The following is a 22,968-nucleotide window of genomic DNA, read 5'->3' as shown; positions in this document are numbered from 1 at the left end:
TATGCTAGTTTATTTTATTCTTAATTATAAATAGTAGGTAGGAGATACAAATGTTTACAACCTTTGAACAAGTCGTTACATTCTTTGATAAAAGAAAGTCTCTCGGTATAAAACCTGGCTTGGAGCGTATAAGAGCGCTCTTGGAATACTGCGGAGAACCACAAAGAAAAATGAAAGCTATACATATTGCCGGTACTAACGGCAAAGGATCAACCTCTCATTTTATAAAGGATGCGTTAATCGCTAATAATTACCACACAGGACTTTTTACTTCACCAAGCGTAACGTTAAATGGTCATATTTGGTATCAAGATAGACCAATAACGGAAAGTGAATTTATTATTGCGTTAAATGAGTTATACCCAGCCATTGAAAAACTAGATAGCCAAGGGATGCATCCTACTGAATTTGAAATTATAACCGTGGTGGCATTTCTCTACTTTTCCAAACATACCGAAATCGCCGTGATAGAAGCTGGTATGGGTGGAAGAGCGGATACCACTAATTGCTTCGAGCCAATCTTATCCATTATAACAAATGTAGCCAAGGATCATACTGCCTTTTTAGGTGATAACCTAAAGCAAATTGCATACCATAAGGCGGGTATCATAAAGGAAGGAGTCCCTGTTATTACTGGGGAATTAGCAGAAGAAGCAAATTTTGTCGTTTTAAAAGTGGCAGAGGGCTGCAAGGCTCCTCTGTATCAGCTAGGAACAGATTTCACAGTACAAATGACAGGAATTAAAGAAGGACTACAACACCTAATTTGGTGGGAAGCTGACATGCAATATGAGTTGCAATTAAAAATGAAAGGCGTTTATCAGGCAGAAAATGCTGCACTGGCGTTAAAAGCTTTTGTACTTTTAAAAGAGCAAGGCTTCCGCATCCATATGAATACTGCTATCCAGGCATTGCAAAATACATCGGTTCCTGGAAGATTTGAACAAATTAGTGAGACACCAACTATCATTTTAGATGGGGCCCATAATTCGGATGGTATTAAATCTTTTATAAGATCTGTCGAGGCCAATTATCCGAATAAGCAAAGGCGCCTTTTATTCGGAGTGTTTAAAGATAAGGATATTGCAGGCATGCTTGAAGGTCTTCAGTCTAGTTTTACATCCATTAGGTTAACGACATTTGAGCACCCACGAGCAGCTAGTAAAGAGCATCTTACGCACTATACTTCCGAGATGGAATCGGTCAGTTATCAACCATGGCGTGAATCCGTCAAGGAAATGACACAGCCAGATGTAGTTTATTTTATTACCGGCTCTCTCCACTTTATTATGCAAGTTAGGAAATTTCTCAACGAATAAAGGGTAACTTCAATTGGTAGGGGATTCAATTTCTCCCCACTATTTGTTAGTTAAACGAATGGGGCCTATAATGCCAGTTAAGGTCGGATAATTCAACGATTTATGTCAGACGATTTTTTGCTAGTGTGACAGGATTCTTCTTACTTTTCACCCCTCGTGTGCTAGAGTGTGTATATCTACCATTCCAGTAACGGAGGGGAAACTGTGGACAAGGACAAAACAGTCGTTTTATGGGAAAACGGAAAGCAAATTAAATTAAAGGTGAATACCTCTAGCAAATTGTCTGACCCTCAATCGAAGCAAGAGACAGCAGCTTCTGTCGAAAGATTACCGAACGAGGACGACGTGCCACTTTTTCAAAGGAAAACGCCAAGTGAATATCATGCTAAATCAAAAAAGCCTAAACGATGGACAACCTTAAAGCCTGTCTTGCTGACCATTGTTTCTGCATTAGGAGTTGGCACCCTTTTGGGAATTATCATGCTCCGTATGTTTGGCTCAATCGATACTGAAATGCAGTCAAGTAGTAATGTGGCAGTCCCTGCAGAAATGGAAACAACAGAGGAACAAAATGCCAATGCAGAAATAACACTGGATTCCCTAAGCGCTTTCGTGCTCCAGGCTGGTGTGTTTACAGGGAGAGAAAATGCTGCGGAGGCAGCGAAAGTTTACGAGGACGCAGGTGTGCAGACGGTTTTATGGGAAAGGGACAATCAATTTTACCTTTTGGCAGGCATGGCATTAAACAAAGAAGCTGCAACAGAGTTACGTGATGATCTAACCGAAGAGGGACTTGAATTCTATGTAAAAGAATGGAACACATCCGCTATCACGTCAAATGTAACAGAAGAAAATAAAACGTGGCTGGAAAACCTGCAAAAAAATGTGATCGAAACGAAAGAAGGCCTTGCTAAAGATCGGCCGTTTAATGCTCAAGCTTGGAAAGAGTTAGCACAAACTATACCTACACAACCTGATCATTATGCAACATTAGCAAAAGAGGTAAACCATACAGCAGACAATGCAGAAAAGTTAAGTTCACAAGAGGCCCAAAATCAACTCCTTCTACTCTGGAATCTCTACACAAAAGCAGTTGCGACACAATAATGGGCTGAAGATTAATAATTGCATTCTCTATTAAACACCCTATCGAAGGATACCATTTTATCTAGGGGGAAAGTTAATTTTCACTATGGTTTAAGTTATTAAACTACTCTTTTACGTATTTGTCCTACTGCTGAGAAACTATATAATGGAGGATATTGAAGAAAGGGTGATAGACCATGAAAGTTTCCTCCATTATGATAAAAAATGTTCCAAAAAACGACCGCCCCCGCGAGAGAATGTTAGAGTATGGTGCAGATCATCTATCAAACCAAGAGTTACTGGCTATTCTTCTAGGATCTGGCACGAAAGCAGAATCTGTCATGGCACTATCTAATCGTGTTCTCATGCACTTTGAAGGATTAAAGCTTTTGCATGATGCGACAATTGAAGAGCTGATTGCCATAAAAGGAATTGGGAATGCCAAAGGAGTTCAGCTTTTATCAGCCATAGAGTTAGGAAAAAGAATGCACCTTTATAAGCCAGATAGCCGATATGTCATTCGTTCACCTGAAGACGGTGCAAACTATGTAATGGAAGAAATGCGAAGCCTTAAGCAGGAACACTTTGTTGTCCTATTTTTGGATACAAAAAACCAAGTTATTCATCGGCAAACTATCTTTATTGGTAGTCTTAATGCTTCTATTGTACATCCCAGAGAAGTTTTCAGAGAGGCTGTTAAACGGTCAGCAGCATCTATTATTGTCATCCACAACCACCCCTCAGGAGACCCTACCCCGTCCAAAGAAGATATTCACGTCACCAAAAGACTAGTTGATTCAGGAAAAATGATTGGTATTGAACTTTTAGATCACCTAATAATCGGTGATAGAAAATTTATTTCTTTGAAAGAAAAAGGATATGTATAGTTCTTTCAATAGCAAGGGATGTTCCCATAAAAGAGCCTTAACTGCTGATGAGAAAATTCCTTTGTTAAAGTGATTAACATCAAACGCCCATCTCGAATAATCTATAAATATGATGAGGAAAGATATAGGGGTTGTTGTACATGAAGGAGAAACACCATATAAATATAAGGAAGATCGAAACTGACCAATAAATTCAGCTTGCTACAAGTTTGAAAGTCGCGTGGGTAGCTGGTTTGTTCAGTACGATTGGGGATGCCTTAGGTTCGTATGCTGCTGCTTTAGCTATTGAAGAGGCAGTGGAGGATGGGGCTGCACAATTAGAAAAAGAGCGGCAACTAGAAAGAAGGCTAATAAACTTAGAAAAACAATTAGATACCATTCAAGAAATGTTAGAATCAAAATAAACAACAAAAAGACTTATAAAATAGAAGGTCTGCTTTCAATATGTTATCGGAAGCAGGCCTTCTTTCATGATCATCTGGAAAATTTGTTTATTCAACCATACTATTTGCATGATAACTGATCTATAAATTTATTTTAAACGATATGATCTATGCGGTTTATTATAGAATCCTGTTTAAAAAAGCTAATTTAGGTCATGGATAATACTATCTATTTTATTAATTTTCTCGTATAATTATATTGACGAACATATAGACAGCGCCATTTTTCGATCTTTATTTTGAAGATGGCGCTTATTAAGATTGTTACTTTAACAGTCTTGAATGAGTGCTCAGGATAAGGCCTAGCCTATGCTGGCACATAACATATAATTCGATATAGTGTTATTTTGGAGAGGAAGATTTGATTGGGAATTTTTAATTTGTCTCAGGATTTGGGAATAGACTTAGGTACCGCTAATACACTAGTTTTTGTAAAAGGAAAAGGTGTCGTCGTACGTGAGCCTTCCGTTGTTGCGAAAAATATTCAAACAGGTGATGTTGAAGCGGTTGGAAACTCTGCCCGTAATATGATCGGCAGGACGCCAGGAAATATTACGGTAATTCGTCCAATGAAAGACGGGGTAATTGCTGATTACGATACGACAGCAGTTATGATGAAGTATTATATTAAGAAAGCGATGAAAAATCGATCGTATTTTGCTAAAAAGCCGAATGTTATGGTTTGTGTACCTTCTGGAATTACGATGGTAGAAGAAAGAGCGGTAATAGACGCAACGAAACAAGCCGGGGCAAAAGAAGCCTACCCTATTTCTGAGCCGTTTGCTGCTGCAATAGGTGCCGGTCTTCCAGTATGGGAACCTACGGGTAGCATGATTGTAGATATTGGGGGAGGTACTACTGAAGTGGCTGTTATTTCACTCGGTGGTGTTGTAACAAGCCAATCCATTCGCGTTGCAGGGGATGATATGGATGAAGCGATCATCTCATACATTAAGAAAAACTATAATTTGCTAATTGGTGAGCGTTCTGCAGAATCAATTAAGATGGATATTGGCACAGCAGGTGAGGTTTCAAACGATGAAGAGATGGATATACGCGGCCGCGATATGCTGACAGGTTTGCCAAAGACAATTACCATTACAGCTAAGGAGATTGCGCAGTCACTTGAAGATACAGTAACTGCAATTGTAGAATCAGTAAAATCAACACTTGAAAAAACGCCTCCTGAACTGGCAGCAGATATTATGGACCGCGGGATTGTGCTTTCAGGAGGAGGGTCATTGCTGCGTAACATTGATCAGGTCATAAGTGATGAAACCAAAATGCCTGTGTTTGTAACAGAAGACCCACTGGAAAGTGTTGCAATTGGTACAGGGAAATCTCTTGAATATATTCAGCATTTTCGCTCCCATCCGAATGTATCATCACGTCCGACAATAGATTAAGCAGGTGTTAAGATGTCTTTTTTTCGTAGAAGAAAACTTTTTATATTTTTGATAGGGTTTATTGTACTTGTTGCTTTAATTGGTTATTCATTAAGGGACCGTTCGAATCTGTCTATCGTTGAGCAATTCGTACATGATACAGTAGGTTTTGCACAGGGAATCGTGCATACACCGGTTAATTTTATAACCGACATTTTTACAAATGTGGATGATTTTCGTGACACATACTCTGAAAACAAGGTATTAAAAGAGAAATTGGCTGAGTATAAAGGCTTAATATATGAAGTCCAAGAATTAAAAGAAGAGAATGAAGAATTAAGAAACATTGCAGAATTAAAGGAATCCGATCAAATGCAAAACTTTACCCCCATTCAAGCGACTGTAATGGCTCGCTCCCCGGAACGTTGGGTTGAGCAGGTGACCATTAATAAAGGTTCAGATGATGGTGTTGCAGAAAACATGGCTGTTATTACACCAGACGGAATGATAGGGAAGATTCTAACAACTTCTGCTTCAACAGCCAAGGTACAGCTACTAACAGGATTTGATCAATTTAATCGGATTTCTGCATCTATTCCTCGCGAGGACGGTAAAGAAATTTTTGGAATGATAGAAGAGTATGATGAAGAGTCTGGTTCTTTGTTGTTTCGGATAATTGAAGAGTCAGACAAGGATCTTGAGCCGGGTGAATTGGTGTTTTCTTCAGGTCTTGGTGGTGTTTTCCCATCTGGTTTACCTATTGGGGAGGTACAGGAAGTAGTGCCTGATCAATATGGTTTAACTCGAACTGCTTTAGTAGAACCAGCAGCTGACATGTATGACATTAATCAGGTGATTGTGGTAGATCGTGCGATGGATGGAGAGGAAGACACTGGAGACAGTGAGGAGGAAGCAGAATGAAGCGGCTATACCTCCCCTTGATCCTGTTTCTTTTTCTTGTGTTTGAAGGCGTGGCATTAGATCTTCTGCCTGCAAGTCTTTTAACAGGGGACCTAATGATCGTCCCTCATTGGATCCTTATTCTATTAGTGTTAATGACAGTATTTTATGATAAAGAAACAACTTATTATTCTTTCATGTATGCACTTATTTTCGGTTTGTTAATCGATGTGGTGTATACAGGAATATTAGGTGTATACATGTTTTCTTACGCCTTTGCGATCTATGTCATTCATATGTTGAATAAAATGTTGCACGGAAATATACATGTCAGCATTTTATTGGGGACAGTGGCCTTAGGACTTTCGGATATTGCCATACATGTAATTTATATGGTAGCAGGGATAAATGACATGGCGTGGGCCGATTATCTAATGGCTCGACTGCTGCCAACGGTTATTTCTAATCTTGTTTTCCTCATCGTTCTTTATCCGATCATAGTAAAGAGACTTACATTTTGGGGACAAGAGCAATTAACTAGGGGCAATACATTATAAGTAAAACGAATTTAATAAGCGGTGGATAATTAGAAACGATTGCTAAGGTAACAGTAATGAGGTGAGTAATGGTGCTTGATAAGAAACAACTTATAACGATAAAAGGTACAAAGGAAGGACTCACTTTATTTATTGATGATTCCTGTACTTTTGAGCATGCGATAAATGAACTGCGTGAAAAGATACATGCAAGCCGTCCTAAGCATGATGAACCGGTAGTCTCCGTAAAGGTGAAGTTAGGTGACCGATATGTGCAGGAAGATCAAAAAGAGCTTATACGTAACATCATTACAGAAGATGAGCGGTTCACAATTGATTCAGTGATCTCCGATGTAGTACGCAGAGAAGATGCGCTACTTTGGAAGGAAGCAAGCGAGGTTAAAACGATAAATCGAATTGTTCGCTCTGGACAGGTGCTAGAAGTTACCGGTGACCTTCTATTAATAGGGGATGTGAACCCTGGCGGGAAAGTTGTTTCTACCGGTAATATCTACATAATGGGGAGACTAAATGGAATCGCTCATGCAGGAATAAATGGGGACAAAGAGGCATTTATCACTGCCTCTTATATGAAGCCAAGTCAGCTAAGAATAGCAGATTATATCAGTCGTGCTCCAGATTATGAATCTGATGGTGTGTATATGGAATGTGGTCTGATTGATGAGAAGCAAGATAAAATTGTAATAGACCGACTACAAGTTCTTTCACATAAAAGCGAAATAAGCGGATTCGGAAGGAGAATGCAAAATGGGTGAAGCAATTGTGATTACATCTGGAAAGGGTGGAGTAGGGAAAACGACTACGACTGCAAACATTGGTACCGGTTTAGCGCTGATGGACAAAAAAGTATGTCTTATTGATACTGATATCGGATTACGGAACCTAGATGTTGTAATGGGACTCGAGAATCGCATTATTTATGATATTGTGGATGTGATAGAGGAGCGTTGCAAGCTAAAGCAAGCGTTGATTAAGGACAAGCGTTTTGATTATTTGTCTTTACTCCCAGCAGCCCAGACTAGTGATAAATCTGCTGTGACGGAAGAGGGCATGAGAAAAATTGTCACAGAATTAAAGCAGGAGTATGATTATGTCATTATTGATTGTCCAGCGGGTATTGAACAAGGATTTAAAAATGCAATAGCTGGTGCTGATAAAGCGATTGTTGTAACTACGCCGGAAAAATCAAGTGTTAGAGATGCTGATCGAATAATTGGATTGTTAGAGCAGGAAAGCATTGCCCCCCCTTTACTTGTGATCAACCGGATTCGCAACCATATGATGAAAAGCGGAGACATGATCGAAATTGATGATATTGTACAGATTCTATCAATTGATTTGATTGGAATTGTAGTGGATGATGACGATGTGATCAAAGCATCAAATAGCGGAGAACCAGTAGCATTACAATCAAATTCCAAAGCTTCCATAGCATATCGAAATATTGCAAGAAGAATTCTTGGAGAAACTGTACCCCTTCAATCTCTTGAAGATGAAAAGGGTGTTTTCCAAAGAGTTAAGAAGTTTTTGGGTATACGAGGATAATAGAAAACTAGAAACCTGAGGCTGCAAGTTTGTTCTTGTTCCCCTCAGGTTTTTAACATATCTGAAAAAAATCCTTCATAAACTTGTACAAAAGTATGCGAAGGATTGTGAGGATAATGAATAATGGTGCAAATGTAAAAAAGGTAAGACAAGCGATTAATCAGCGCAAGAAGTCTCGAGGTCTGCCAGCTAAAGAAGGTGGAAAAAAACAAGTATTCCCGGCATTTCCACAAGATGAAGAAAAGCATGGATATATGCCAATTTTTGAAGGGCAAGGAGAGCCGGGGGAACGAAAGAACAAGATGATAACTGGTTTTTTATTTAAGGCCATTTTATCTATTATGCTCTTTTTTGGTGTCGCTCTCATGTGGGAAGTGAATACGCCAATACTTGAGTCAACGAAGGATTGGACGAGCAATGTACTTACTGAGGAGTTCCCTTTTGCCAAAGTAAATCAGTGGTATCAGGAATCTTTTGGGACACCGCTTGCACTACCACCTAGGGAGGACGCTGACAATAGTAATGCAGAGCAAGTACTTGCATTACCTGTAAATGGCAGTGTAACTGAGTCTTTTCAAGTAAATGGGACGGGTATTAAGATTGCTCCAGAAGAGTCATCGGCTGTATCTGCTTTGCGCGATGGAGTGGTGGTGTTTGCAGGGAATGATACGAATACAGAGAAAACCGTTAAAATTCAGCATGCTGATGGAAGTATTTCAACATACGGTTATCTAAGCGATTTGAATGTTCATCTTTATCAGTTTGTAGATAGTAATCAGCCAATTGGCCAGTTTATACCACAGCCAGAGAATACAACTGTCTATTTTGCTATTGAAAAGGATAAGGATTATATAGATCCTGTGCAGGTAATTAAAGTTGACGATAGCAAGTAACCACTTGCCAAAGATTCATTTGCATCCCATTTTACTCGCTTTTCTATTTATATCCTTTTTAACTGGTACGTTCGTGGAGATGGCTATCATTTTTTTATTTGTGCTAATCCACGAACTTGGCCATTATGCCATGGCAAAATCGTTTAATTGGCGAATAGATACCATCATGCTTTGGGTGTTTGGTGGTGTGATGAAAACAGATGAACATGGGACAAGACCTATTTCCGAAGAGTTTTTTGTAACAATTGCAGGGCCGTTTCAACATGTGCTAATCTATGCTGGGATATTCGGTTTATCGACAATGAATTTCATGCCGCCTTCCCTAATCGATATGATGTATGATTATAATACAGCTATTTTATTATTTAATCTGTTACCTTTATGGCCGCTTGATGGGGGAAAGTTGCTTTTTTTATTACTTGCAACATTCTTGCCATACAAACGCGCCTATCATACGATCATCCTTCTTTCTATGCTCTTAGCGGTTAGTTTTATAGTCCTACAGCTGTTTCTTCCTACTTTTACGTTAAGCACATTTCTAATTGCCCTGTTTTTATTTATGGAGAATCAGTCAGAATGGAAGCAGCGTCATTATGTTTTTATGCGGTTCTTAATTAAACGCTATGAAACAAAGCATGCTGTACTGAAAAGTAAACCTCTATATGTAAACCCTGATAGCTCGTTGATGCGAGTGTTTTCAACTTTTAGCCAGGAGAAGAGGCATACCATCTATGTAGTGAACAGGTATGGAAAGCATCAAGCTATTGAAGAACAAGAGTGTCTGCGAGCATATTTCAAAGGGGAAAATTATCACCGTTCAATTGGTGAACTTGTTGAAAAAGGCGCATGAAACAAGAGAATTTTATTGGAGTTTATCTTGACAAAGTAGTTGCATACATGGTAACATCAATACGTTATTCATCGTAGCACCAGTGCTACAACCGCGCAGAACAGGTTTGGATAAACTCTAAAATGAGTACCTGTATGGCGAGTCTGAGTTAATTAAGGAGGTGCAAGGTATGTACGCAATTATCGAAACAGGCGGTAAACAAGTAAAAGTGGTAGAAGGCCAAGAAATTTACGTGGAAAAAGTTGCAGCAGATGCAAACGAATCTGTTACATTTGAAAAAGTTCTATTCGTAGGTGGAGACGATGTGAAAGTAGGCGCACCATACGTGGAAGGTGCTACTGTCACTGCAAAAGTGGAAAAGCATGGTCGTCAGAAAAAGGTTACTGTTTTCAAATACAAGCCTAAAAAGAACTATCATCGTAAGCAAGGTCATCGTCAGCCTTATACAAAACTAGTTATTGATAAAATCAATGCATAAAGGTTTTTCTCTATGATTCAGGCGACAATTTATCGTAATGACAATCGAATAACAGCATTTAAACTTTCTGGACATGCAGATAGTGGACCATATGGCTACGATCTTGTATGTGCAGGAGTTTCAGCAGTCTCGATTGGTACCGTAAATGCAGTGTTTTCACTATGCAATGCTGAATTACAAATTGAGCAGGGCGAGGATGGCGGATATTTATATGTCCAGATTCCTGATACCGTGAATAACATGGAACAGGTTCAACTCTTGTTCGAAGGCATGCTGGTATCATTACAATCCATTGAAAATGAATATGGAGAATTTATTACGATACGCACAATTTAAGGAGGTGCAGTGGTATGCTACGTCTTGATTTGCAATTTTTCTCCCAGAAAAAAGGTGCTGGTAGCACAAAGAACGGCCGTGATTCTGAATCCAAACGTCTTGGTGCTAAACGCGCTGATGGCCAATTCGTAACAGGTGGTTCTATCCTTTACCGTCAACGCGGTACGAAGATCTACCCAGGCGAAAACGTTGGTCGTGGTGGAGACGACACACTTTTTGCGAAAGCTGATGGCGTTGTGAAATTTGAGCGCTTTGGCCGTGACCGTAAAAAGGTTAGTGTATATCCAGTGGCACAAGAAGCTTAATAGTTTGATGTATATAAAAACTCCAACTCTTTTTAGGTTGGAGTTTTTTTTATAAAATACGGAGGATACAAATTTGGCTCCATAATGTTTGTTTGGCAGTAACGACGGCCTTCAACTACATAAGAGGGTGTTTGCGCTTTTGGTATAGGCTCTAAACAATCACATTCGTGACATAACAAGATGTATGTTATGCTATTAAGGCAATTGTCGCTTATATTAAAAAGAGTCTTAGCTTTTCTACTATTACTTGAAAGTATAAAAATGTGTGCTTTAGAAAGAGCCACACCCGGCTCCAAAAGCTTTGCACTTTTGGTTTTTCATTTTTGGTTAGGAGAATTGCCGGCTTTTCTGCTATACTTTTGTTATGTAATGGAGGGGGAAGACATGAACGAGAAGGATGTTATTTTATTATTACAGCATTATCGTCATGATTTAATGAACCATTTACAAATTATTCATGGCTACTTAAGCATGAATAAACCAGATAGAGTCGAAAGTAAAGTGAAAGAAAGTTTAGATTATTACAACGAGGAACGGAAATTAATGCATTTACAAGGGACCTTACTAACATTGTGGGTCATCCAGTTTAATGTTTATTATGAGGATTTTCGTTTGACATACCAAATACATACCGAAAACAAAAAAATCTCTGAATCAGATGAGCAGCTGGTTAGACAGTGTAACCGAATAGTTTCGCTTGTTAGCCAACTACATAAAGGGATGGAATTGTTCGAGGTCAACTTCCAGCTCACAGAGACCGAAAAAGCAAACTTTTTACGTGTCAAACTGTCAATTGAGGGGAATTTTAATGACAAGGAAGTAGTTATTAGAGAGCTAAACAGCTTAAAGCTGGAATATAAAATGAGTACAGAAAATACCAAGGACGGAATCATGTGTACGTTTGTAATTCCGTGTGAAATATGAGGTGAACAACAATGTTTGTAGATCAGGTCAGTGTATATGTGAAAGCTGGGGATGGCGGGAACGGTTTAGTTGCCTATCGAAGAGAAAAATATGTACCCAAAGGCGGCCCAGCTGGTGGAGATGGTGGAAATGGTGGCGATATTGTTTTTGAAGTGGATGAAGGGTTAAACACTTTAATGGATTTCCGTTATAATCGCCACTTCAAAGGAAAACGTGGAGAAAACGGCATGAGTAAGACACAGCACGGGAAAAATGCAGAACCGTTAGTGGTTCCTGTTCCTCCTGGCACAACAGTTATGGATGAAGAGACCGAAGAGGTTATTGCTGATTTGACAACACATAAGCAACGGGCAGTAATTGTTAAAGGTGGGCGCGGAGGACGAGGCAACACGCGCTTTGCAACACCAAGAAACCCTGCTCCTGATATGGCCGAAAACGGTGAACCTGGACAGGAAAGGAATATAAAAGTAGAGCTCAAGTTAATTGCAGATGTTGGTCTTGTTGGGTTCCCTAGCGTTGGAAAGTCAACTTTTCTTTCGGTCGTAAGTGCGGCAAAACCTAAAATCGCTGATTATCACTTCACAACGCTTGCTCCTAATTTGGGAGTAGTGGATACCAGTGACCAGCGAAGTTTTGTAATGGCTGATCTTCCAGGTTTGATTGAGGGAGCGCATGAAGGAATAGGACTTGGCCATCAATTTCTCCGTCATGTAGAGCGTACCAGATTAATTGTTCATGTTATTGATATGGCTGGAACGGAAGGTCGCGATCCATATGATGACTATGTCAAAATAAACGAGGAATTAAAAGAGTATGACTTAAAGCTAACAGAACGTCCGCAGATTATTGCAGCCAATAAAATGGACATGCCCGGAGCTGCGGAAAACTTAACTTCTTTTAAAGAAAAGTTATCAGAAGATATTTCAGTTTACGAAATATCTGCTTTGACAAAGGAAGGCTTGCGTGATATTTTATTTGCAATTGCCGATCAATTGGACGCTATTCCAAAGGTTGCTCCTAAAATGGAGGAAGTGGAAGAGAAAGTTATCTATCGTTATACAAAAGAAGATGCGCCATTTAAAATTACGCGTGATGACGATGGGGCATATGTGCTTTCAGGTGATAAGATTGAAAAACTGTTTAAGATGACAGACTTTGCACGAGATGAAGCAGTGCAACGTTTCTCGAGACAATTACGAGGAATGGGTGTGGACGAAGCGCTTCGCGCACGTGGTGCTACAGATGGAGATACAATTCGCCTTCTTGATTTTGAATTCGAATTTATTGAGTAAGATGCTTCATAGCGGCGGAAATAGGGGGAGAAATGGTGGTAGCAAAAATTGGTTATTTGGGACCTAAGGGGACCTTCACAAAACTAGCAGTAGACGCAGCATTTAATGGAGAACATAAAGAAAGCTATGCAACCATTCCAGAATGTATCGATGCAGTAGAACAAAACGAAATCGACATTGCGGTTGTGCCTATGGAAAACGCAATTGAAGGAACGGTCCAGCTAACAGTTGACTATTTGGTACATCAAGTTACACTGCCAATTATGGCAGAAATTGTGGTGCCTATACAACAGCATTTATTAGTGCATCCAAACTTTAAGGGAAATCTCGGCGATATTACGGAGGTACACTCACACAGCCATGCGATCGCACAGTGTCATCAATACCTGCACCAGTTACTTCCAGAGGCTAAAACACAGTATACCACCTCTACAGGAAAAGCAGCTGAGATGGTCAGTGAGAGCAATGAACCAATTGCAGCAATCGGCAACAAACTAGCGGCAGAAGTATATGGTCTCAAGCTATTGAAAGAGAACATCCATGATTATCCAAATAACCATACTCGTTTCATCGTGCTTTGTAAGGATGAAACAAAGCTATCGATTAAGCATCCGATCAGTGGAGAAAAAACAAGTATGCTTATTTCATTGCCAAGTGATCAAGCAGGTGCCTTACATCAAGTTTTATCTGCCTTTGCATGGAGGAAGATGAATCTTTCAAAAATAGAATCCAGACCAATGAAAACAGGATTAGGTAATTACTTTTTTATTATAGATGTTGACCAACCCTACGATGACGTGTTGTTTCCCGGAGTAAAAGGGGAGTTGGAGGCGTTGGGCTGTAATGTAACTATCATGGGCACATACCCCGTATTTAAGTTAGCAATCTCATAGTGAAAGAAGACCGTCTATCATACAGATAGGCGGTTTTTTTATAAAAAATGTTTTACTAAATAATCTTTCTAACCCCACATACGTTTCTAACCAGAATAGCCCACTTCGAAAAGTGCTTTTATAAATATCTTTCAACTTTTTTACCATACGTGCATATGTTGATATAGAGTAATTAGCCCAGTTATATATCGAAAGGAGTTCGGTTCGTTTTGAAAATACACATCGTTCAAAAAGGAGATACACTCTGGGAATTATCTAAGAAATACGGGGTGGATTTCGAAGAACTAAAACAAATGAATAGCCAGTTGTCGAGTCCTGATATGATCATGCCTGGTATGAAAATAAAAATTCCGAGCAGCTCTAAAGCAGTCAAACAACAATCTATGCCAAAGAAAGAAACGGTGAAAGAATCATACAAAGACATCTCTCCAAAACCAATGCCAGTTATGAAGGAAGACGAAAAAGAAATCCAGAAGCCGGTTAAGCCAGAAATGCCAATGATGCCACAAATGCCATCACAACCTATTATGCAAATGCCTATATTAGAACAGGAATTTCAAAATTATACAACGATTAATTTCCCAGAGACGCATCATCATGTACAGCCGAAGAAGGAAGTAAAAAAAGAAATGCCAAAAGAAAAACCGAAAGTGGAAGCAAAGAAAACTTACCCGATGCACACTCCGCAACCACAAATGAAGCCTGAAGTGCAGCCGCAATATCACATGCAACCACAGCCTGTACCAACACATATGGTCCCAATGTGCTGTCACATTGTACATCCATGCTATCCTCCGGTTCCGTTCAAGGTAATGGGGCAGGTTGCAGATTGGCATGCTATGCCTGCGCATCCGATGGGGCCACATGGTATGGCACCTGGACATATGCAACCTATGCAAGATGATTGTGGGTGCTCAGGTCCAAAAATGCATGATATGGTCCAACCTTCTATGTTTGACCCTATGCAACACCAAATGCCAATGGGGCAGCCATTCCAACCACAAATGTACCCTCAGCAAATGGAAGGTATGGGGAATTTTGCTCCGACACCACCAGCTTATCCAAACTTTAGTAATCGACAGGAAGATAAAAAAGATTTGGCCGATGATGAATAATAGCTTGTATTCATTGAGAGTAATCATTTTTACAAACTACAGACCAACTATTAACTTAGATAAAAAAGAGACGAAATGCATCGTCTCTTTTTTTATACGTTTGTATCTAAAAGAGAAGGGAATAAAATAGGTGGGAATGGTGGTATTAGTGAAGTAAACAGCCAAAGCAAAGCTCATTATTTTTTAAAAAATATCATATTAGTGGTAAAATGAGTAATATTCAAAGGCTAAAAGGAGAGATAGTTGTGGAAAAACAGGTAGAACAAATTGTACAATGGTTACGTGAACAAGTTAAACAGGCTGGGGTGAAGGGCCTAGTTGTAGGAATAAGTGGGGGATTGGATTCTGCAGTTGTATCCCACCTTATCCATAGAGCTTTTCCGGATAATTCGTTAGGTGTTCTACTACCAATTTACACAAGTGACGAAAACTTAGATGACGCAAAGCAAGTAGCACAGAGCAGTGGAATACAAACCATGACAGTGGACCTAACAGACACACATAAAACCATGTACGCGGAAATTAAGAGTAGTCTAAATGAAAGTGATGCATTTATTGAAGAAAATGATAAATTGGCTGGTGCAAACCTTCGCGCACGCTTACGGATGAGTACCTTGTATGCACTAGCAACAAATTATAATTATTTAGTAGTGGGCACAGATAATGCAGCTGAATGGTACACTGGCTACTTTACGAAATACGGTGATGGCGGTGTCGATATTCTGCCAATTGTAGAATTTACAAAGCAGGAAGTTCGAGAAATGGCAAAATATCTTGGCGTACCAGATCAAGTTGTCGAGAAAAAACCGAGTGCCGACCTTTGGGAAGGCCAAACAGATGAGGATGAAATGGGAACAAGCTATGATACTATTGATGCTTATCTAAAAGGCGAACAAATTCCTGATCGTGACAAAGAGATTATCGAAGCCATGCATAAAAAGACGGCCCACAAGCGCGATGGTCTGCCACAATTTCATCGTGAGAAATAATAAAGTAATTCCCTTAAATTAACTGTGTAAAAAAACCTCCCTTATCCAAACTATGGATAAAGGAGGTTTTTTAATTGAAAACAAGTATTGTAATAGGATTTTCTTTGTTATTACTCGCTGGCTGTAATACAGCACAAAACGAGCAAGGACAGGGAAGTGATCAACAAAACAAAGAGAATACAGAATATGTACACTATGAAACCGACCAGGAGCGAGTAGATAGAAACCAGGAACCTTCAATTGGCGAGCGGGGAGGTTATCCGCAAAGTCACCAAGAAGGAGCAAACGATGCGGATTTTGAAAAAGGCTATTCCGATGCTTACACTAATGAAGAGGCATTATGGCTGTCCGAAGAGCTGGAAAACCGGAAAGATATTGTGACGGCACAAGTTGCATCAACAGAGGATAAAATATTAGTAGGTTTGATTCAAAGAGAATATGCAGGCGAAAATGTTCCAGATCAAGTAAAAGAGGAAATTAAAAGGTTGTTACCAGACACAAAAAAAGAAATTATTGTTTTTACAGATAATGCATATTGGGAATACATGAATAACCGGGATGCCAAACCGGAGGGAAATACTCCTTAAATAAGAAACAACTTTAGATAGGCCTTTATCCCGCCTTAACTGGTAGGAAGGTTCACACTTCAAGCATGCGGGAAGTTACTGCCAGTAAAGGTTCGATTCGGCCACCTAACATTTGGTAGGGAAGAAGGGGGACCTCTTGTCAAATAAAGTTTCACTTTATGAAATTCCTTTTTTTTGATATAGTAAAAAAGGAAATTTCTAGAGAGGAGAATGTCCGATGGCTGGTCATTCTAAATGGAAGAACATACAGAGAAGAAAAAATGCACAGGATGCGAAAAAAGGTAAAGTTTTTATGCGCCATGCGAAGGATATATACACTGCTGCAAAACAGGGAGGTGGAGATATATCCACCAATGCATCTCTACGCTTAGCAGTTGATAAAGCAAAGGCGGATAACATGCCCAATGATAATATTGATCGTGCGATTAAAAAAGCAACCGGAACACTTGACGGGGCGAGCTTTGAAGAAATAACGTATGAAGGTTACGGTCCAGGAGGAGTAGCGGTTATCGTTAACGTCTTAACAGATAATAAAAATCGTACTGCTGCTGAAGTTCGCCATGCTTTTAAGAAAAACGACGGAAACCTTGGAGAAAATGGAAGTGTTTCTTTCATGTTTGATCGTAAAGGATACATTATTATTGCAAATGAGAATGGAGAAATAGACGAAGACGAGCTCACTTTAGAAGCATTAGAGGGTGGAGCAGAAGATATAACGACGCAAGAAGGCGCCTACGAAATTTTTACAGAACCAGAAAGCTTTCAAGCAGTGGTGGATCACTTAACAGAAAGTGGTTATGAGATTGCTGACTCTGAGGTTACGCTTATTCCTCAAACATACAGTGCAGTGAATGAAAATGATGAAACGAAAATGTTAACCCTTATCGAAACCTTGGAAGAAAGCGAAGATGTTCAAGACATTCACCATAATTTAGAAGAGTCAAATTAACAAGCAAGGTCGAAAGATTATGCTACGCGATACAGAGGAACCGTCCTGTTTAAGCGTCGAATCTTTCGGCTTTTTTAGTAATTCTTCTTACATTCTTAGCCAATTATCTGTTCTGGCCTTTTAAATCTATCCCTTAAAGAAAGGTACAAAAATGACAATAAGTTTCACGTTGTATGAAGTTATGATAAAATAATGAAAGGAATGTAAAGGAGCAGGATGAATGATTGCCTATGTTAAAGGAATACTTACATATATTTTAGATGATTCTATAATTGTGGACGTCCAGGGTATTGGCTACGAACTATATTGTGCCAATCCTTTTGTATTTCAGTCGTCTTTACATAAAGAAATAAAAATATTTACGTATCATTATGTTCGGGAAGATGCCCAAATGCTATACGGCTTTAAAAATGAAGACGAAAAGTTTTTATTTACCAAATTAATTTCCGTATCTGGAATAGGCCCAAAAGGTGCACTGGGAATCCTCGGAGGGGTGGAAGTATCTGGGATCGCTGCTGCAATTGAGCGGGAAGATGATAAATTTTTAACCAGCTTCCCAGGTGTAGGTAAAAAGACGGCGAGACAAATTATTTTAGATCTTAAAGGGAAACTGACTAATGTACTTTCCATTTCTGATGTTGATACAGAAGTACCTACAGCAACCCAAGCAGATGCAGAGAGCATTCAGGAAGCAGCGGAGGCATTAAAGGCACTTGGATACACAGATAGGGAAGTAAAAGGGATTATGCCAGAATTAAAGGCCACAGAAAGTAAAAACACAGATGAACTGATTAGAAAAGCATTATCACTATTAATGAAAAAGTAGGAGAGGGGGAGAATAATGGAAGAGCGGATGGTGACAGGAGAATATCAAGAAGCGGATTCCATGGAGCTAAGTCTTCGTCCTTCTGCATTGAATCAGTATATTGGCCAGCATAAAGTGAAAGAAAATCTAAGTATTTTTATTCAAGCTGCCAGAATGCGGGAAGAACCATTAGATCATGTACTGTTATATGGTCCACCAGGATTGGGGAAAACTACATTGGCTGCCATTATTGCAAACGAAATGGGCGTCCAATTTCGTTCAACCTCAGGACCAGCAATTGAACGTGCTGGTGACCTAGCAGCAATCCTTTCTTCTCTCGAGCCTGGAGATGTTTTATTTATTGACGAAATACACCGGTTGCCACGATCTGTAGAGGAAGTACTCTACCCGGCAATGGAGGACTTTTTTCTTGATATTGTGATTGGAACAGGCCCGAGTGCCAGATCCGTAAGAATCGATCTTCCCCCATTCACCCTTGTAGGTGCCACTACAAGAGCGGGATTGTTGTCTGCACCACTTCGAGACCGATTTGGCGTGCTTAGCCGTTTGGAATTTTATGAAGCAAAAGATCTATGCGCGATTATTGAACGAACAGCAGAAATCTTCCAAACTTCTATCACAAAAGAAGCTGCAACAGAAGTGGCAAGGAGGTCTAGGGGAACCCCGAGAATTGCCAACCGTCTGTTAAAACGAATACGTGATCTCTCCCAAGTAAAGGGCGAGACAGAAATAAGTTCAGAAACGACGGCTGAGGCGCTTTCAATGTTGCAAGTTGATGATGAGGGCCTTGACCATATTGATCATAAGCTATTAAAAGGGATGATCGAGAGCTTCCAAGGAGGCCCTGTGGGATTGGATACGATAGCGGCGACAATTGGCGAAGAATCCCAAACGATTGAAGATGTTTACGAGCCTTATTTATTGCAAATCGGATTTATCCAAAGAACACCAAGAGGGCGTGTTGTTACACATAAAGCTTATCAGCATTTTGGAATGAAAGGACCGGACGCTGAATGAACATAGGTAAACTCCTTATTATTGCAGGGATTGTTTTGGTTCTTGTAGGTGTTATCTGGACCTTTATTGGGAAACTACCTGGTGACCTTTCTTTTAAAAAGGGAAATGTTACCTTTCATTTTCCCATTATGACTTCCATTATCATAAGTATTATACTTTCCTTGATATTCTTCATTCTAGGAAAGTTTCGCTAAGTTAGGAGATGCATCATGAATATAGAAGATTTTGATTTTCATTTACCAGAAGAATTAATTGCCCAAACTCCTTTAGAGGATCGCACATCCTCTCGGTTACTTTTACTAAACAAAAATACAAAAGAAATAGCACATAAAACCTTTAAAGATATTAAAGATTATTTTAAACCAGGAGATTGCTTGGTACTTAATAACACCCGTGTTTTGCCTGCCAGACTATATGGTGTAAAAGAAGGCACTGGTGCTAATATTGAAGTTCTATTACTTCACCAAGAACAGGGAGATACCTGGGAAGTACTTGTTAAACCTGCTAAAAAGGTAAAGGAAGGAACTGTCCTTAACTTTGGTGATGGGAAGCTTCGTGCTACTTGTGTTGGCTTAAAGGAGCATGGTGGACGTACTATGGAGTTTTCTTATAATGGAATTTTCTATGAGGTGTTAGATGAGCTAGGAGAAATGCCACTCCCTCCGTATATTAAAGAAAAGCTCCCAGAAAAAGAAAGATACCAAACCGTCTATGCGAAAGAGGAAGGTTCAGCTGCGGCGCCAACAGCAGGATTACATTTTACAAATGAACTACTTGAAGAATTGAAAACAATCGGTGTCACAGTAACCTTTATCACATTACACGTGGGGCTTGGAACATTTCGCCCGGTTAGTGTAGAAAACATTGACGAGCATCAAATGCATGCTGAATTCTATCGTATGTCACAAGAAACGGCTGACACGTTGAACCAAGTAAAAGAACAAGGTGGAAGGATTATCTCTGTAGGCACAACCTCCACCAGAACGCTTGAGACGATTGCCAGAGACCAGGATGGTATATTTGTAGAGACAAGTGGATGGACAGATATTTTTATTTATCCTCCTTATCAATTCCGTGCAGTAGATGGCCTGATAACTAACTTTCATCTGCCTAAATCAACTTTAATTATGCTAGTCAGCGCTTTGGCAGGAAAAGAGCCTATTTTAAGTGCATACGAAGCAGCGGTTCGAGAAAGGTACCGTTTCTTTAGCTTTGGCGATGCAATGTTCATTATCTAATGAATTGGAACTGTTATATGCATGTGGGAGAAGTATCCCCATGCTTACTATATAAAAAAGGAAGTATATTTGATGACACCCATAACATATGAATTAATAAAGACATGTAAACAAACAGGAGCAAGATTGGGACGAGTTCATACTCCGCACGGCTCGTTTGATACCCCAACATTTATGCCAGTTGGTACACTTGCGACAGTGAAAACGATGAGCCCAGAGGAGCTTAAAGGGATGAATGCTAATATCATTCTCTCTAACACGTATCATCTCTGGCTTCGACCAGGGGAGGATATTGTGAGGGAAGCAGGAGGCCTGCATAAGTTTATGAACTGGGATGGCGCTATTCTCACAGATTCAGGCGGGTTTCAGGTTTTCAGTTTAAGTGATATGCGTGAGATTAAAGAAGAAGGTGTTCACTTTAGAAACCATCTAAGTGGAGATAAACTCTTTCTCTCACCTGAAAAAGCGATGGATATTCAAAACGCCTTAGGTTCAGATATTATGATGGCTTTCGATGAATGTCCCCCATACCCTGCGACTTATGACTATATGAAATCCTCAGTTGAGCGAACCTCTCGTTGGGCAGAAAGATGCTTGGAAGCACACCAACGTAAACACGATCAAGGGCTTTTCGGTATCATACAAGGTGGAGAATATGAAGATTTGCGTAGATTGAGTGCCCAGGACCTAGTTTCTTTAGATTTTCCAGGTTATGCAATTGGCGGTCTATCTGTTGGGGAACCAAAGGATGTCATGAATCGTGTATTAGAATTTACGACACCTCTTATGCCTTCAAACAAGCCACGTTATCTAATGGGGGTAGGTTCACCTGATTCATTAATTGATGGAGCACTTAGAGGGATTGACATGTTTGATTGTGTACTTCCCACAAGAATTGCTCGAAATGGGACATGCATGACTTCTAATGGGCGACTAGTTGTCCGTAATGCGAAGTATGCGAGAGATTTTGGCCCAATAGATGAAAATTGTGATTGTCATGTATGTAAAAACTATTCCCGAGCTTACATTCGTCATTTAATAAAATGTAATGAAACATTCGGTTTTAGGCTTACTACTTATCATAACCTCTATTTTCTGTTAAAATTAATGGAGCAAGTCCGAACAGCAATCGCTGAAGATAGACTTGGTGACTTTAAGGAAGAATTCTTTGAGCAATATGGTCTAAATAAACCGGATGCAAAGAACTTCTAAAGAGGTTTTTTATAGAGCTTGAAAGGAGGGAATACGAAAATGGAAATGCTTATATCACTATCACCGATTATTCTAATGTTTGTAATCTTCTATTTCTTGCTAATACGTCCTCAACAAAAACGTCAAAAGCAAGTGAGGCAGATGCAATCAGATCTTCAAAAAGGACAATCCGTTATCACAATTGGTGGATTCCATGGTGTGGTTCACGCAATTGATGAGAGCACTGTTGTAATTCAGGCTGGTGACGGTACAAAGCTGACATATGACCGATCAGCTATCCGTGAAGTAAAACAGTAGTATTATGAGCCACCATAGGCCTATCTCCTGTGGTGGAAGCGTGCTTGAGAACATTATGTATTTAATACATAAAAAACGAAGTTAACAAAAATCTGTTAACTTCGTTTTATTTTTTACTCAATCATATCTAGTGTTATAGAAGTCTTCTTAAATTATTGTCATTAATTTTCAGCGTGTTCACCAGCAATGTTGACACCTACCATACCGCCAAATAGTGCTACGAGAATATAAGCAGTGTGATGGATGATTTGTTCCATACTAAAGCCTACCTGATAGCCTAAATACTGTACTAGAAAGGTAAAAAGGGTAAAACCTAGACCTGTAAAAGCCCCGATAACCCATCCCTTAGCTTTACTTTTTGCTCCTGCCACTAGACCGCCAATAAATAAAGAGATTAATCCAATTACGAGTGTTACCCATGTTAATGCTGGTTCGTTAAATGTAGAAAAACGAAGCAGCAAAGCCAAGATAAAACTTGAAAGTAGTATAAGACCTAACACAATAATCCATCCAAATAATAAGGCTGTAAATTGTTGTCTTTTCATTCTATATCCCCCTTAAGATTGTCCACCTACCATAATAGTATTCAGAAAAAAACAAAATAGACGAAAAATATTTTGGCTTGCTTTCACATAGTTATAGTAA

General features: G+C 39.5%; 28 protein-coding genes and 1 other annotated feature. Of the genes, 27 read left to right on the top strand and 1 reads right to left on the bottom strand.

All coding sequences use genetic code 11. The features are described 5' to 3' along the window. Positions 1–50: 50 nt before the first annotated feature. From LG273_RS11485 to yajC, 27 genes are all read left to right on the top strand, one after another. Positions 51–1,319, top strand: a complete 1,269-nt coding sequence (locus tag LG273_RS11485; RefSeq protein ID WP_404453689.1) for a bifunctional folylpolyglutamate synthase/dihydrofolate synthase — start codon at positions 51–53, stop codon at positions 1,317–1,319. A 204-nt stretch (positions 1,320–1,523) separates the two neighbouring features. Further along, positions 1,524–2,426 (top strand): hypothetical protein, encoded by a 903-nt coding sequence (locus tag LG273_RS11480; protein ID WP_379561422.1) that lies wholly within the window; start codon positions 1,524–1,526, stop codon positions 2,424–2,426. A 176-nt stretch (positions 2,427–2,602) separates the two neighbouring features. Further along, positions 2,603–3,292: a DNA repair protein RadC gene (radC, locus tag LG273_RS11475; RefSeq protein ID WP_379561421.1), complete on the top strand. Its 690-nt coding sequence runs from the start codon at positions 2,603–2,605 to the stop codon at positions 3,290–3,292. Positions 3,293–3,501: 209 nt separating this feature from the next. Beyond that, positions 3,502–3,696, top strand: a complete 195-nt coding sequence (locus LG273_RS11470) for a hypothetical protein (RefSeq protein WP_404453685.1) — start codon at positions 3,502–3,504, stop codon at positions 3,694–3,696. Positions 3,697–4,100: 404 nt separating this feature from the next. Continuing rightward, positions 4,101–5,141 (top strand): rod shape-determining protein, encoded by a 1,041-nt coding sequence (locus LG273_RS11465; protein WP_379561419.1) that lies wholly within the window; start codon positions 4,101–4,103, stop codon positions 5,139–5,141. A 12-nt stretch (positions 5,142–5,153) separates the two neighbouring features. After that, complete coding sequence (mreC, locus tag LG273_RS11460; RefSeq protein WP_379561418.1) at positions 5,154–6,041, top strand: rod shape-determining protein MreC; 888 nt, start codon at positions 5,154–5,156, stop codon at positions 6,039–6,041. Continuing rightward, positions 6,038–6,577 carry a rod shape-determining protein MreD gene (gene mreD / locus LG273_RS11455; protein ID WP_379561417.1) on the top strand — a complete coding sequence of 180 codons (540 nt, stop codon included), beginning with the start codon at positions 6,038–6,040 and terminating at the stop codon, positions 6,575–6,577. Before mreC ends, mreD begins: the two co-directional genes overlap by 4 nt. Before the next feature lie 71 nt (positions 6,578–6,648). Beyond that, positions 6,649–7,332, top strand: coding sequence for a septum site-determining protein MinC (gene minC / locus LG273_RS11450; RefSeq protein WP_379561569.1), 684 nt, complete (start codon positions 6,649–6,651; stop codon positions 7,330–7,332). Beyond that, positions 7,325–8,122, top strand: coding sequence for a septum site-determining protein MinD (gene minD / locus LG273_RS11445; RefSeq protein WP_379561416.1), 798 nt, complete (start codon positions 7,325–7,327; stop codon positions 8,120–8,122). The genes minC and minD overlap by 8 nt, the downstream gene beginning before the upstream one ends. Before the next feature lie 116 nt (positions 8,123–8,238). Next, complete coding sequence (locus LG273_RS11440; protein ID WP_404453679.1) at positions 8,239–9,015, top strand: peptidoglycan DD-metalloendopeptidase family protein; 777 nt, start codon at positions 8,239–8,241, stop codon at positions 9,013–9,015. Beyond that, the gene (locus LG273_RS11435) at positions 8,999–9,865 is read left to right on the top strand and encodes a M50 family metallopeptidase (protein ID WP_379561413.1); all 867 of its coding nucleotides are present in this window, start codon (positions 8,999–9,001) and stop codon (positions 9,863–9,865) included. The genes LG273_RS11440 and LG273_RS11435 overlap by 17 nt, the downstream gene beginning before the upstream one ends. 79 nt (positions 9,866–9,944) lie before the next feature. Next, positions 9,945–10,020 (top strand) — a sequence feature (ribosomal protein L21 leader region). Positions 10,021–10,034: 14 nt separating this feature from the next. Further along, complete coding sequence (rplU, locus tag LG273_RS11430; protein WP_379561412.1) at positions 10,035–10,343, top strand: 50S ribosomal protein L21; 309 nt, start codon at positions 10,035–10,037, stop codon at positions 10,341–10,343. 12 nt (positions 10,344–10,355) lie between these two features. Further along, on the top strand, positions 10,356–10,679 hold the full coding sequence (locus LG273_RS11425) for a ribosomal-processing cysteine protease Prp (RefSeq protein ID WP_379561411.1): 324 nt from the start codon (positions 10,356–10,358) through the stop codon (positions 10,677–10,679). A gap of 14 nt (positions 10,680–10,693) precedes the next feature. Beyond that, on the top strand, positions 10,694–10,984 hold the full coding sequence (rpmA, locus tag LG273_RS11420; RefSeq protein WP_036572294.1) for a 50S ribosomal protein L27: 291 nt from the start codon (positions 10,694–10,696) through the stop codon (positions 10,982–10,984). 384 nt (positions 10,985–11,368) lie between these two features. Then, positions 11,369–11,908 carry a Spo0B domain-containing protein gene (locus LG273_RS11415; RefSeq protein WP_404453673.1) on the top strand — a complete coding sequence of 180 codons (540 nt, stop codon included), beginning with the start codon at positions 11,369–11,371 and terminating at the stop codon, positions 11,906–11,908. Between the two features lie 11 nt (positions 11,909–11,919). Continuing rightward, a complete protein-coding gene (gene obgE, locus LG273_RS11410; protein WP_404453670.1) occupies positions 11,920–13,200 on the top strand; it encodes a GTPase ObgE in 1,281 nt (426 codons plus the stop codon). 32 nt (positions 13,201–13,232) lie between these two features. Continuing rightward, positions 13,233–14,093 (top strand): prephenate dehydratase, encoded by an 861-nt coding sequence (gene pheA / locus LG273_RS11405; RefSeq protein WP_404453667.1) that lies wholly within the window; start codon positions 13,233–13,235, stop codon positions 14,091–14,093. 209 nt (positions 14,094–14,302) lie between these two features. After that, positions 14,303–15,208 (top strand): SafA/ExsA family spore coat assembly protein, encoded by a 906-nt coding sequence (gene safA / locus LG273_RS11400; RefSeq protein ID WP_404453664.1) that lies wholly within the window; start codon positions 14,303–14,305, stop codon positions 15,206–15,208. A 245-nt stretch (positions 15,209–15,453) separates the two neighbouring features. Then, positions 15,454–16,197 carry an NAD(+) synthase gene (gene nadE, locus LG273_RS11395; RefSeq protein ID WP_404453662.1) on the top strand — a complete coding sequence of 248 codons (744 nt, stop codon included), beginning with the start codon at positions 15,454–15,456 and terminating at the stop codon, positions 16,195–16,197. A gap of 74 nt (positions 16,198–16,271) precedes the next feature. Continuing rightward, a complete protein-coding gene (locus tag LG273_RS11390; protein ID WP_404453659.1) occupies positions 16,272–16,784 on the top strand; it encodes a YhcN/YlaJ family sporulation lipoprotein in 513 nt (170 codons plus the stop codon). A gap of 217 nt (positions 16,785–17,001) precedes the next feature. Continuing rightward, positions 17,002–17,733, top strand: a complete 732-nt coding sequence (locus tag LG273_RS11385) for a YebC/PmpR family DNA-binding transcriptional regulator (RefSeq protein WP_379561403.1) — start codon at positions 17,002–17,004, stop codon at positions 17,731–17,733. A 220-nt stretch (positions 17,734–17,953) separates the two neighbouring features. Then, positions 17,954–18,559: a Holliday junction branch migration protein RuvA gene (gene ruvA, locus LG273_RS11380; RefSeq protein ID WP_404453656.1), complete on the top strand. Its 606-nt coding sequence runs from the start codon at positions 17,954–17,956 to the stop codon at positions 18,557–18,559. 15 nt (positions 18,560–18,574) lie between these two features. Beyond that, positions 18,575–19,576 carry a Holliday junction branch migration DNA helicase RuvB gene (gene ruvB, locus LG273_RS11375; protein ID WP_379561401.1) on the top strand — a complete coding sequence of 334 codons (1,002 nt, stop codon included), beginning with the start codon at positions 18,575–18,577 and terminating at the stop codon, positions 19,574–19,576. Continuing rightward, the gene (locus LG273_RS11370) at positions 19,573–19,770 is read left to right on the top strand and encodes a DUF2905 domain-containing protein (protein ID WP_379561399.1); all 198 of its coding nucleotides are present in this window, start codon (positions 19,573–19,575) and stop codon (positions 19,768–19,770) included. Before ruvB ends, LG273_RS11370 begins: the two co-directional genes overlap by 4 nt. A 15-nt stretch (positions 19,771–19,785) precedes the next feature. Next, positions 19,786–20,814: a tRNA preQ1(34) S-adenosylmethionine ribosyltransferase-isomerase QueA gene (gene queA, locus LG273_RS11365; protein WP_404453652.1), complete on the top strand. Its 1,029-nt coding sequence runs from the start codon at positions 19,786–19,788 to the stop codon at positions 20,812–20,814. Positions 20,815–20,886: 72 nt separating this feature from the next. Next, positions 20,887–22,026: a tRNA guanosine(34) transglycosylase Tgt gene (tgt, locus tag LG273_RS11360; RefSeq protein WP_379561397.1), complete on the top strand. Its 1,140-nt coding sequence runs from the start codon at positions 20,887–20,889 to the stop codon at positions 22,024–22,026. Between the two features lie 39 nt (positions 22,027–22,065). After that, positions 22,066–22,323, top strand: a complete 258-nt coding sequence (yajC, locus tag LG273_RS11355) for a preprotein translocase subunit YajC (protein ID WP_379561396.1) — start codon at positions 22,066–22,068, stop codon at positions 22,321–22,323. A gap of 161 nt (positions 22,324–22,484) precedes the next feature. Here yajC and LG273_RS11350 read toward each other — a convergent pair whose 3' ends face one another. Continuing rightward, positions 22,485–22,868, bottom strand: coding sequence for a TIGR04086 family membrane protein (locus LG273_RS11350; protein WP_379564680.1), 384 nt, complete (start codon positions 22,866–22,868; stop codon positions 22,485–22,487). Positions 22,869–22,968 lie beyond the last annotated feature (100 nt).

Origin of the sequence: Oceanobacillus kapialis, from assembly GCF_044790185.1 — a bacterium.
GTDB classification, from domain to species: domain Bacteria; phylum Bacillota; class Bacilli; order Bacillales; family Amphibacillaceae; genus Oceanobacillus_B; species Oceanobacillus_B kapialis.
This window is presented reverse-complemented; position numbering and strand designations above follow the sequence as displayed.